Origin of the sequence: Janthinobacterium sp. HH106 (assembly GCF_001758725.1) — a bacterium.
GTDB lineage: Bacteria > Pseudomonadota > Gammaproteobacteria > Burkholderiales > Burkholderiaceae_D > Janthinobacterium.
Genome location: NZ_LRIC01000069.1, coordinates 80,285 through 90,844, shown reverse-complemented (window position 1 = coordinate 90,844; position 10,560 = coordinate 80,285). Strand labels below are relative to the sequence as shown.

11 protein-coding genes and 1 pseudogene are annotated in these 10,560 nt (G+C 62.1%); 5 read left to right on the top strand and 7 right to left on the bottom strand.

Annotation, left to right across the window (positions count from 1 at the left end; all coding sequences use genetic code 11):
• Positions 1 to 22: 22 nt before the first annotated feature.
• Positions 23 to 775 (top strand): annotated as a pseudogene (locus JAB8_RS26595) (neutral zinc metallopeptidase); the annotation flags it as partial.
• Between the two features lie 44 nt (positions 776 to 819).
• Here JAB8_RS26595 and JAB8_RS26590 read toward each other — a convergent pair.
• The 5 genes from JAB8_RS26590 to JAB8_RS26570 form a co-directional block, all read right to left on the bottom strand.
• Positions 820 to 1,899, bottom strand: coding sequence for a TIGR03118 family protein (locus JAB8_RS26590; protein ID WP_083287951.1), 1,080 nt, complete (start codon positions 1,897 to 1,899; stop codon positions 820 to 822).
• Between the two features lie 107 nt (positions 1,900 to 2,006).
• Positions 2,007 to 2,771 carry a transporter substrate-binding domain-containing protein gene (locus tag JAB8_RS26585; RefSeq protein ID WP_070292299.1) on the bottom strand — a complete coding sequence of 255 codons (765 nt, stop codon included), beginning with the start codon at positions 2,769 to 2,771 and terminating at the stop codon, positions 2,007 to 2,009.
• The gene (gene nadC, locus JAB8_RS26580; protein ID WP_070292298.1) at positions 2,771 to 3,637 is read right to left on the bottom strand and encodes a carboxylating nicotinate-nucleotide diphosphorylase; all 867 of its coding nucleotides are present in this window, start codon (positions 3,635 to 3,637) and stop codon (positions 2,771 to 2,773) included. Before nadC ends, JAB8_RS26585 begins: the two co-directional genes overlap by 1 nt.
• Positions 3,634 to 4,767 carry a quinolinate synthase NadA gene (nadA, locus tag JAB8_RS26575; RefSeq protein WP_070218383.1) on the bottom strand — a complete coding sequence of 378 codons (1,134 nt, stop codon included), beginning with the start codon at positions 4,765 to 4,767 and terminating at the stop codon, positions 3,634 to 3,636. Before nadA ends, nadC begins: the two co-directional genes overlap by 4 nt.
• A 217-nt stretch (positions 4,768 to 4,984) precedes the next feature.
• A complete protein-coding gene (locus JAB8_RS26570; RefSeq protein ID WP_034756044.1) occupies positions 4,985 to 6,583 on the bottom strand; it encodes an ABC-F family ATPase in 1,599 nt (532 codons plus the stop codon).
• A 210-nt stretch (positions 6,584 to 6,793) separates the two neighbouring features.
• Between JAB8_RS26570 and JAB8_RS26565 the strand changes: the two genes are divergently transcribed.
• The 3 genes from JAB8_RS26565 (at position 6,794) to JAB8_RS26555 (ending at position 8,583) form a co-directional block, all read left to right on the top strand.
• Positions 6,794 to 7,342, top strand: a complete 549-nt coding sequence (locus JAB8_RS26565; RefSeq protein ID WP_070292297.1) for a DUF2939 domain-containing protein — start codon at positions 6,794 to 6,796, stop codon at positions 7,340 to 7,342.
• A gap of 74 nt (positions 7,343 to 7,416) precedes the next feature.
• The gene (locus JAB8_RS26560; RefSeq protein WP_070292296.1) at positions 7,417 to 8,088 is read left to right on the top strand and encodes a hypothetical protein; all 672 of its coding nucleotides are present in this window, start codon (positions 7,417 to 7,419) and stop codon (positions 8,086 to 8,088) included.
• Between the two features lie 48 nt (positions 8,089 to 8,136).
• Positions 8,137 to 8,583, top strand: a complete 447-nt coding sequence (locus JAB8_RS26555; RefSeq protein ID WP_083287949.1) for a GNAT family N-acetyltransferase — start codon at positions 8,137 to 8,139, stop codon at positions 8,581 to 8,583.
• Between the two features lie 59 nt (positions 8,584 to 8,642).
• Here JAB8_RS26555 and JAB8_RS26550 read toward each other — a convergent pair whose 3' ends face one another.
• Both JAB8_RS26550 and JAB8_RS26545 read right to left on the bottom strand, forming a co-directional pair.
• On the bottom strand, positions 8,643 to 9,335 hold the full coding sequence (locus JAB8_RS26550; RefSeq protein WP_070218387.1) for a DUF3334 family protein: 693 nt from the start codon (positions 9,333 to 9,335) through the stop codon (positions 8,643 to 8,645).
• Between the two features lie 306 nt (positions 9,336 to 9,641).
• Positions 9,642 to 9,899, bottom strand: coding sequence for a DUF1488 family protein (locus JAB8_RS26545; protein ID WP_070218388.1), 258 nt, complete (start codon positions 9,897 to 9,899; stop codon positions 9,642 to 9,644).
• Positions 9,900 to 10,193: 294 nt separating this feature from the next.
• Here JAB8_RS26545 and JAB8_RS26540 point away from each other — a divergent pair, with 294 nt between their 5' ends.
• Positions 10,194 to 10,511, top strand: coding sequence for a hypothetical protein (locus tag JAB8_RS26540; RefSeq protein WP_070292295.1), 318 nt, complete (start codon positions 10,194 to 10,196; stop codon positions 10,509 to 10,511).
• Positions 10,512 to 10,560: the final 49 nt, after the last annotated feature.

The following is a 10,560-nucleotide window of genomic DNA, read 5'->3' as shown; positions in this document are numbered from 1 at the left end:
GAGATGTGTATAAGAGACCGGCTCGTATGTGCTGGGCGTCAATCCCCTGACCCTGCTCAACCTGCTCAGCGGCGGTGGCGGCCAGGTCAGCACCCAGCAAAGCCAGGCCCCGGCGCGCCAGCCGCCCGAATCGGACGAGATGGCCCGCTTCGTGAAAACCGTGCTGGCCGATACGGAAGACACCTGGGGCGCCCTGTTCAAGGCCGAAGGCGGCAGCTATGTGAAGCCCAAGCTGGTGCTGTTTTCCGGGAGCATCCCGACGGCCTGCGGCACGGGCCAGAGCGCCAGCGGGCCCTTCTATTGCCCCGGCGACCAGAAAGTCTATCTGGACCTCGACTTCTTCAATCTGATGCAACAGCGCTTCAAGGTCTCGGGCGAGTTTGCGGAAGCCTACGTGATCGCGCATGAGGTGGGCCACCACGTGCAGAACCTGATGGGCTTGTCCGAGAAGGTCGACAATGCGCGCCGCACGGCCTCCGAACGCCAGGCCAACGCCATGTCCGTGCGCCTGGAATTGCAGGCCGATTGCTTTGCCGGCGTGTGGGCATTTCACGCGAACGCCGACCGCAAGATCCTGGAACAGGGCGACGTGGAAGCGGCCCTGAAAGCGGCCACGGCCATCGGCGACGATGCGCTGCAGCGCCAGTCGCAAGGCCACGTCGTGCCGGACTCGTTTACGCACGGCACCTCTGAGCAGCGCGTGCGCTGGTTCAGCAAGGGCATCGAGAGCGGCCAGATTGCCCAGTGCAATACGTTCGAGGCACGCCAGCTGTAAAGATCGCCCCCGTGCCGCCCTGCGCGCGCACGGGGACGTTGCTTCTACTTCAAATCGATGCGCCCGTATTGCCCATGCGTCTCGTCATCCGGCCCGGCCGCATAGAACAGCGTATTGACGGGCTGGCTGTTGAGGCCATTGCCGAAGGCGATGCCCCACAAGCCATCGATCGCCAGCGGCGTGCCATCGGTCTTGAGCAGCACGCCAGCGGCGGTACCCGTGTCGGGGTCATAGGCATTGATCTTGCCATCGCCAAAATTCCCTATCAACAACATATTGCTGGCCGTGCCGAAATCGGCGGGCGCCAGCGCCATGCCCCATGGCGCATTCAGGGCGCCGCCGCTCACCAGCCGCTTGATCAGTGTGCCACCCGTGTCATACACGTTCACGATACCGAGGCCGGCGCCGGCCTCTTCATCGTCGCCGCTGGCTTCCCGCTTCGCGTAGGCGACATAGATGCGCTCGCCAATGGCCTGGATGCCGAACGGCGCATAGCCAGCCGGCAAGGCGGGGTCGCCGAATGCGCCAGGCAGGGCGACCCTGGCGAAGCCGGCATCGAAGACGTCGACGCGCCCGTTGTGGAAATCGGCCGCATACAGGTAATTGGCGCCCGCATAGCGCGAAATGGCCAGGCCCTTGTAGACGCTGCCGCCCTCGCTGCCGTCGAAAACGACCACGGCGGTCGTCGGGCTGACCGTGGGCGACCAGGCGGAAATAGTCCCGCTTTCGCTGGCGAAGATGAAGGGGCTGGGTGCCGTCACGCCGTTCTGGCTCAGCTTGAAGTCCTGCGTGCCGTTGAAGACGATGCCCGTGGGCCCGGCCGGCGTGCCGACCACCAGCGATTGCGGCACGCCGTTGCCATCGTACAAAGTGGACTTCGCCGTGCCATTCGCGGCCACCCAGACGAAACCGCGCGGGTTGAAGGCCACGCCCCAGGCGTTGACGAGGTTGGGGTCCGTGTGCGCGGCCGGCACGGCGGGCTTGTCCGACACCAGGCTGGTGGCCGCATAGGCGCTCACGGCCGGTGGATGGTGATGATGGCCGCCGCCGCAGGCAAACAGGGCCGCGGCCAGCGCGATGACGAAACCGGTGCAGATCAGTTGCTTGATGCGGTGCGTATCCATGGCATTCCCCTCGGCGTGATGGGCAGTATTGTGCTGCCTGCTTTCAGGGTAGAACCGGGCCATGGAGCATGCTTGAGGCGTGTCAAGCGCGGCAAAGATAGCCAGTGTCAGGGTATGCTGACGTCGTAGCGCTTGCCCAGTCGTTTCAATTCGCCCGTCTCGATCAGGTTATTCAGTTCCTGGTCGAACTGCAGCCGCAGCCTGTCGAAAGCGGGTGAGCGTGGATAGGCAAAATAGCCGTTTTGCAGTTCGATGATTCTGGGCAGCGGTTTCACCTGGCGGCCATAGCCGAGACGGGCGATGACGGGGTCGGTATTGCGGCGGTTGCTGATGAACACGTCAACGTGGCTGTGCACCAGCATCTTCAAGCCATTTTCCACATTGTTGGCCACACTGACCTGCAGGCCGGGCCGCACGCGCTCCCAGTCCGCGCCATAGGCCCAGCCATTGAGCAGCACCACTCGGCGGTTCTTCAGCGCCGCGTAATCGCCATCCCAGCCGAAACTGGCGTCCTGGCGCGTATAAAAGACCATCTGGTCCTGGTAGAACGGCTTGTCGGAAAACGCCATGCTGGCAATGCGCTCGGGCGTCTTGTAGGGACCGATGAGGATATCGGCCTGGCCCTGCACCAGCATGGCTTGCGCGCGCGCCCACGGCACCATGCGAAAACGCACGGTGTTACCCGTGCGCGCCGCCATCACGCGCAGCAGTTCCGCGCCCAGGCCGCCGTATTCGCCGCTGTCCTGATATTCGAACACGCGCTCGAACTGCGCACCCACGGCCAGCAGTTCCCGGGCCGGCGCCGGCAAAGGCACGGCAAACGCCGGCCACAGCAGCGCCAAGGCCAGCAGGCGCCGCCCCGCTCTTCTCATCAGCCGACGATGCGCAAAGAGTAATCGGTGGCCCGCACGTCCTTCGTCAGGCTGCCGATCGAGATGCGGTCCACGCCCGTTTCGGCGATGGCGCGCACGGTGTCGAAGTTAATGCCGCCCGACGCTTCGAGCAAGGCGCGGCCGTTGGTGAGGGCCACGGCCTCGCGCATCATGTCGTTGCTGAAGTTATCGAGCAAGACGGAGACGGCGCCCGCGTCCAAGGCTTCCTGCAATTGCGCCAGGGTTTCCACCTCAATCTGCACGGGCACGCCCGCATCGAGGTTGCGCGCGTTTTCCAGGGCCTGGCTGACGCCGCCTGCCGCCGCGATATGGTTTTCCTTGATCAAGATGCCGTCATACAAGGCCAGGCGCTGGTTCTTGCCGCCGCCGACCCGCACCGCATACTTTTGCGCCAGGCGCAGGCCCGGCAAGGTCTTGCGCGTGTCCAGGATGGACGCCTTGGTGCCGGCGATCACATCGACATACCGGCGCGTGGCCGTGGCCACAGCCGACAGCAGCTGCAGGAAATTGAGGGCGCTGCGCTCGGCCGTGAGCAAGGCGCGCGCCGGCGCTTCAATCGTGCAGACGACGCTGTCGGCCGTCATCATGTCGCCTTCGGCGTAATGCCAGGCAATGTCGATGCTGCGGTCCAGGCTTTTCATGATGCCTTCGAACCACGGCGCGCCGCACAGCACGGCCGCTTCGCGCACGATGACACGGGCCGTGACGATGTGGTCGGGCGGCACCAGCTCGCCCGTCAGGTCGCACTGGCCCACGTCTTCCAGCAAGGCCGCCAGCAGATTGCCCTCGAACGCGCGCGCCAGGGCCGGATCGAAGGGAGCGAAAGAATTAACGAGGGTACTCATGCTGGACCGATTCCTTGGAACAATGTGGTTTCTTTTGCCAGGTCCGCGCCCGGCTTGAGGCCCGCCTTCTTGGCGGCGGCGAAGTCGAGCATGCGATTGATCGAACGCACGGCCAGCTGGCCGACGGCGGGATCGACGTGGATTTCGTTGTGCATGTTTTCCAGCGTTTGCGCCAGGTTCAGCAAGCCGTTCATGGCCATCCACGGGCAATGCGCGCAGCTTTTACAGGTGGCGCTGTTGCCGGCCGTGGGCGCTTCGATGAAGCGTTTACCTGGCGCGGCCGCGCGCATCTTGTGCAGGATGCCGTTGTCGGTGGCGACAATGAACGTGTCCGTGTCCATGGTTTGCGCTGCCGCGATCATTTGCGACGTCGAGCCGACCATGTCGGCCAGGGCCACCACGTTGGCGGGCGACTCCGGATGCACGAGCACCTTGGCTTGCGGATACTCTTCCTTGAGCAAATCGAGTTCGATACCCTTGAATTCGTCGTGCACGAGGCAGGAGCCTTGCCACAGCAGCATGTCGGCGCCTGTTTCTTTCTGAATGTACGAACCCAGGTGCTTGTCCGGCGCCCACAGGATTTTCTTGCCCTGCGCATGCAGGTGGGCCACGATGTCGAGGCCGATCGACGACGTCACCATCCAGTCCGCGCGCGCCTTGACGGCCGCGCTGGTGTTGGCGTAAACGACGACCGTGCGGTCCGGATGGGCATCGCAGAAGGCCGTGAATTCATCGACCGGGCAGCCGAGGTCGAGCGAGCAAGTGGCGTCGAGGTCGGGCATCAGGACGGTTTTCTCTGGACTGAGGATTTTCGCCGTTTCACCCATGAAGCGCACGCCGGCCACGACCAGGGTCTTGGCCGGATGGTCGCGCCCGAAGCGGGCCATTTCCAGCGAGTCGGAGACGCAGCCGCCCGTGGCTTCGGCCAGGTCTTGCAGGTCGGCATCTACGTAATAGTGGGCAACGAGCACGGCTTCGCGCTCGATCAGCAGGCGCTTGATGCGCGTGATCAGTTCGGCTTTTTCAGCCGGGGAAGGCGTCGCTGGCGTGCGTGCCCAGGCGTGGGCAGTGCAGCTGGCTCCGTCTTGCGGGTGTTCGTACTCGACGGATTTGATGGCTAAAGTTTGCATGGCTGTGTCAAACAAAAACGGGATAGACCGGCACGATTGCAATGAAGCAGGTGCGCCGGAACGAATGAACCGCGGCGCGTCGGTGTGGTGCTGGCCGATGGTACAGCTGGCCGGCATTGTCGGATTACGCTACGCTAATCCGACCTACATGGCCTGCCTACTAGCGTAGGTCGGATTAGCGCACAGCGCGTAATCCGACCCAACGTTAGCGTACAAATTAATCGATACCCTGGCTCTTGAGGTAATCCTCGTAATTGCCGCGGTAATCGACCACTTCATCTTCCTTGATTTCGATGATGCGGTTGGCCAGCGAGGACACGAATTCGCGGTCATGCGACACGAAGATCAGGGTGCCCGCGTATTTTTCCAGCGCGATGTTCAAGGATTCGATCGATTCCATGTCCATGTGGTTGGTCGGCTCATCGAGCATCAGCACGTTGTGGCGGCCCAGCATCAGCTTGCCGTACATCATGCGGCCCTTTTCACCGCCGGACAGTACCTTGACGGCCTTTTTCACATCGTCGCCGCCGAACAGCAAGCGGCCCAGGATGGAACGCACGGCCTGGTCGTCGTCGCCCTCTTTCGTCCACTGGCCGATCCAGTCGGTCAGGTTCGTGTCTTTGGCGAAATCTTCCGTCGGGTCTTGCGGCATGTAGCCGACGTTGGCGTTTTCCGCCCACTTCACGCGGCCCTGGTCCGGCTGCAGGCCGGCGATGTCGCCCGCGATGCAGCGCAGCATGGTGGTCTTGCCGGCGCCGTTGGCGCCGATGATGGCGATGCGTTCGCCCGCTTCGACCATGATGCTGAAGTTCTTGAACAGCTGGCGGTCAAAACCTTTCGAGATGTTCTCGACTTCCACGGCCAGACGGTGCAATTTCTTTTCGCCGTCGAAGCGCACGAACGGGTAGGCGCGCGACGATGGCTTGATGTCGTCGACCTTGATCTTTTCGATCTGCTTGGCGCGCGACGTGGCCTGGCGGGCCTTCGATTTATTCGCGGCGAAGCGGCGCACGAATTCCTGCAGTTCCGCAACCTTGTCTTTCGCTTTCGCGTTGTTGGCCAGCTGCTGGTTGCGCGCCTGGGTCGAGGCGAACATGTATTCGTCGTAGTTGCCCGGATAAATCTTCAGGGTGCCGTAGTCCATGTCGGCCACGTGGGTGCACACCTGGTTCAGGAAGTGGCGATCATGGGAAATAATGATCATGGTGGAGTTGCGCTCGTTGAGCACGTCTTCCAGCCAGCGAATCGTGTTGATGTCCAGGTTATTCGTCGGCTCGTCGAGCAGCAGGATGTCCGGATTCGAGAACAGCGCCTGCGCCAGCAGCACGCGCAGCTTCCAGCCTGGCGAGACATTGCTCATCGGGCCTTGATGCAGGTCAATGGCGACACCGGCGCCCAGCAGCAGTTCGCCTGCGCGCGATTCGGCCGTGTAGCCGTCGTATTCGGACACTTTGCCTTCCAGCTCAGCCGCCTGCATGTAGTCGTCGTCCGTCGCTTCCGGGTTCGCGTAGATCGCGTCGCGTTGCTGGATGGCGGCCCACATTTCCGTGTGGCCCATCATGACGACGTCGAGCACGCGCATGTCTTCAAACGCGAACTGGTCCTGGCGCAGCTTGCCCAGGCGCTCGTTGGTGTCGAGCATGACGTTGCCGCCCGACGGGTCCAGGTCGCCGCCCAGGATTTTCATGAACGTCGACTTGCCGCAGCCGTTGGCGCCGATCAAGCCATAGCGGTTGCCGTCGCCGAACTTGACGGAGATATTCTCAAACAATGGCTTGGCGCCAAACTGCATCGTAATATTTGCTGTAGAGAGCATGTGATATTGGGTCTTTATTCAGTTAAAACAGCTAGTTAAATACTTTTCTCCCATTATACAGCACCCATCCTCATCACTCTATAGCGGTCCGCCTAGGGCGACCGGAGCACATGCGGAAAAATAATGGCAAGAAAATATGATTGCCGTATTTTAATTTAACGGATACGCTGCGGGGCATCCGTTTCCACCCCTCCATCTCACAGGCTTCACTTGAAAAAAATCACCATCGCCGCGGCCCTGGCCGTCATTGCCGTCGCCGCCACCGCCTACGCTGCGCCGTATTACACCTTGCACCAGATCAAGACCGCCCTGGCCGAGCGCAATGCCGACGCCCTGGCCGGACACGTGGATTTCCCCGCCCTGCGCGCCAGCGTCAAGACGCAGCTGGAGGCGAGCATGGCGCGCAGCATCGCGGCGACCGCCGGCAGCGATAACCCGCTGGCCGCGCTGGGCCAGTCGATCGCCGGCGCCATGCTGGGCAAGATGGTCGATGCCATGGTCTCGCCCGCAGGTGTCGTCGCGCTGGTCAACAAGAGCGCCGTCAGCCCGCAAGCGGGAGCCGCAGGCGACACGGACGCGCCCGCCGATGGCGCCCGGAAAAAAGCCGCGTATTCCGCAGGCTATGCCGGCCTGAACACCTTCGTCGTGCGCGCACAAGACGGCAATGCGCAGGACGGCGCACTGGTCCTGCAGCGCCATGGCGTGTGGGGCTGGAAACTGAGTTCGATCGAGATTGCGTCGGCGATGGCCGCACGTTAAAGAAAAGGAACGCGCATGCGCAGGCGATCTGAGACACAATGCGTGTCATTTTGCCTCGGATTGCAGGAAATTTCATGCTGAAACATACGGTTTTATCGCTGGCAATGGCCCTGGCCTGCGCCACGCCATTGGCCCACGGCCTCGATGGCACAGCCGGGAGCAGCCACTCCGTTGTCTCGCGCATGCAGGCGGAAACGTCCAGCGCGGCCGACCCCGACGCCCCCGCGCCACTGCCCGTACCCAGCGATATCTCGCTGGCCGAACTGGAGCGCCGCCTGGCGCTGGGCCAGGCGCAAACCGCCGAAAAACACTATACCAGCGCGCTCGATCCGGCCGTGCTGAGTACCTTGGCGCAGCAGATGGGGTGCCACGATATCGCCGGCGTGCATCCGTTCGGCTTGCCGCTCGATCAAGCGCAGCCCACCGTGCTGAGCGGCTCCCACCTGCTGGCCCGCTGCCCGGACGGCGCTTACGTGACGATCACGGCGATGTCGATGGCGGGCAAGGCGGGCAAGCGCGCCTCCCTCAACCCGCAGGCGTTCAGGCACACGGTCGATGGCCGGCCCGCGCGGCGCCTGTATTACAAGGCGCCCAACGGCCGCCAGAAGGAATCGCTGACCATCATCGATGGCAGCTATGCGTATGCGCTCGAATACTGGTCGCTCGATGACAGCCAGCACAGCGGCATGGTGGGCATGCGCCGCATGGAAACATTGACGTTGCCGCAACAAGCCGGGCAAAACTAGCCAAAATACTGTATATTCATACAGTTATCAGCTATTTTCCTGCCCGCCATGCCCGCCAACCAGCACCACGCCTTGCCCTACACCATTTCCTTCAGCGCCACGATCGATGCGGAGGTCGAGCAAACCATCCTCGACGGCTTGAACGCCTACAACGATGCGATCACGGGATACCAGGACAGGCAGGTGTTGAGCGTGGTCGTGCGCGACCGCGACAGCCAGCGCGTGCTGGGCGGTGCCATGGGCCGGACCTCGCTGGGCCTGCTGTTTCTCGATTTGTTTTATCTGCCCGCCGCCTTGCGGGGGCTGGGACTGGGCAGCCAGGTACTGGCGCAGTTCGAGGAGGAAGGACGCCGGCGCGGCTGCGCCTCGGCGGTGCTGTACACCATCAGTTTCCAGGCGCCCGAATTTTACGAGCGCCGCGGCTGGCGCCGCTTCGGCGAGATTGCCTGCAGCCCCGAAGGCACGAGCCGGGTCTTCATGAGCAAGACCCTGTAGGCTGCATATGGCAGCGGCCGGCGGCAAACCGGCCGCCAGCCGCTCTCCGATACCGCTGCTTACATGCCCAGCGATTTGAGCAGGTCGGCGTTGTCGTCGTCTTCCGGCTCCGCCGCAGGCGCGGGGGCGGCGTCGCGTTCGCGGTTCGCATACTCGCTATCCATCAGCGAATCGGCGTCGATTTCGCGCGAATCGAAATCGTGCAGCTTGATGAACTCGGTACGGTCGATCGCCAGTTCCAGATAGAAAATATTATTCTTTTCCGTATAGAAAGTGACGCGGCGCATTTCCGGGCGGTCCAGCGGCGTGTCGACGCTGAGCATCACCTGCTTGTTCAGCACCAGCATCTTCGGCTGGCTCTGGGTGATGTTCGTTTGCAGCTCGCGCCGCACCTTGCCCGTGAAGTCGCCGACGATCTGGTTCATCAGTTCGCCCATGATGTTCGACACTTCGTCCGACGTGTAGAAGCTGGCCAGCTCCGACTTCGGCATACCCATGTGCAACATGTAGCGCTCGTAGATTTCCATCGCCGTATCGGCGGCGAAATTGAGCACCACCAGGCCCGTGAAACCGCCATCGAACATCACGAAGCAGCCGATGTCGGGCTTGAGGCCCGTCTTGGTGATGCGCTGCACCATGCCCGAATAATTGACCTTGCTTTGTGTTGCCACGTTGAGCACCCGAACCACCGAGTTGCACAAACTCATCAACAAATCTTCTGTACCGTACACAACATCCTTTTCTGCATCCATGAGCAACCTCTCCTACTATTTTAAAGATGACAGCACTGTTCCCTGCCCGCCGCGAGCCGAAACATGACCGTTTCGCTCAGCAAGCGGACGACTTCACCTTTGCATGCCTGACCTTGCGTGGCAGTGCGCGCCGCGATGCCGCCGGCCCGAACCGCCCTCTTACCTTTTTCTGTATAGAAATAAGTATCAGATGCGCAGAATACCGAGATGTAACATTTCCGTCCAGCCATACCTGCATTTACTTGACGATCTGTGCGGAAATACCATAGCTGGCCAGGACACGGGTGCAGGCAGAAGAAATAGTAACTAAAAATCAAGTGCGCGCAAGACGACGCTGCTGACCAGCAGATCGCGGCTCAGGTAAGCGAAGGCGCGCTGGCCGATGCGCAGGCGGTGGCTGTCGAAGATGTCCAGCAAGTTGCCGCCCTGCTCCTGGTCCAGGCTGTGCAAGGCCGTCACGGTGATGCGGCAGGTCTTTTCCGCCCCGAAGACGGACAAATGGAAGCGAATGGCATCGCCCGCCGGCTCGAGCGCGATGCTGTCGCGCAGAATTTCATAGGGCATGGACTGGCATCCCGCTGTGCGTATGGTCCGCCGCCCCCCGGCACCACCTGACTGACGGAATGGCCGAACAACGACGCTCAAGCTCGGCGCGGTTTTCTGCTAGGAATAAATGCATCATGACGTGTACGGCAATCTCAATGATCAATAACAAGCAAGCGTAGCGCGACGGCTCGTCAACTACCGTCTGTTACCGTACATATTCAACCGCGCGCCTGCCTTGGGGCCGTGCGGCGCACGTCCCGGCCCTCCCCCTGTGCTATTGTCGTCAGGTACATCACCAGGCAGGAGCCATGCATGAGCAACATCGTTACCAGCGTCTCGTTCCGCTACATCGATCCGCGCCACAAGGAACCGGGCCCCAGCCGGGAATTCATCAACCAGAACATTCTGCTGCCGCCGGGCGCCCATCTGCCGCGCATGGGCGAAGCGATCGAACTCATGCACTGGGACTTGAACCGCGACATGAAATCGGGCGTGTATTCCGTGCTGTTCGTCCACACGCGCATCGCCTTATTTGATGGCAATGACAAGCCTTCCGGCTGGCACACCACGATCACCGTGGGACCGCAGTCCGACGATATCGACGCGCGCTTCCTCACCGCCCCCTCGTGACAACCGTGCGGCCCTTGTTGCGGCCAGGCCCGACCACCTAAAATAGTGC

Coding starts and splice junctions, on each gene's coding strand:
- JAB8_RS26560 (WP_070292296.1), top strand. CDS start 7,417: ATGCTGAAACATACGGTTTTATCGCTGGCAATGGCCCTGGCCTGCGCC.
- JAB8_RS26590 (WP_083287951.1), bottom strand. CDS start 1,899: ATGGATACGCACCGCATCAAGCAACTGATCTGCACCGGTTTCGTCATC.
- nadC (WP_070292298.1), bottom strand. CDS start 3,637: ATGAGTACCCTCGTTAATTCTTTCGCTCCCTTCGATCCGGCCCTGGCG.
- JAB8_RS26540 (WP_070292295.1), top strand. CDS start 10,194: ATGAGCAACATCGTTACCAGCGTCTCGTTCCGCTACATCGATCCGCGC.
- nadA (WP_070218383.1), bottom strand. CDS start 4,767: ATGCAAACTTTAGCCATCAAATCCGTCGAGTACGAACACCCGCAAGAC.
- JAB8_RS26545 (WP_070218388.1), bottom strand. CDS start 9,899: ATGCCCTATGAAATTCTGCGCGACAGCATCGCGCTCGAGCCGGCGGGC.
- JAB8_RS26585 (WP_070292299.1), bottom strand. CDS start 2,771: ATGAGAAGAGCGGGGCGGCGCCTGCTGGCCTTGGCGCTGCTGTGGCCG.
- JAB8_RS26570 (WP_034756044.1), bottom strand. CDS start 6,583: ATGCTCTCTACAGCAAATATTACGATGCAGTTTGGCGCCAAGCCATTG.
- JAB8_RS26550 (WP_070218387.1), bottom strand. CDS start 9,335: ATGGATGCAGAAAAGGATGTTGTGTACGGTACAGAAGATTTGTTGATG.
- JAB8_RS26555 (WP_083287949.1), top strand. CDS start 8,137: ATGCCCGCCAACCAGCACCACGCCTTGCCCTACACCATTTCCTTCAGC.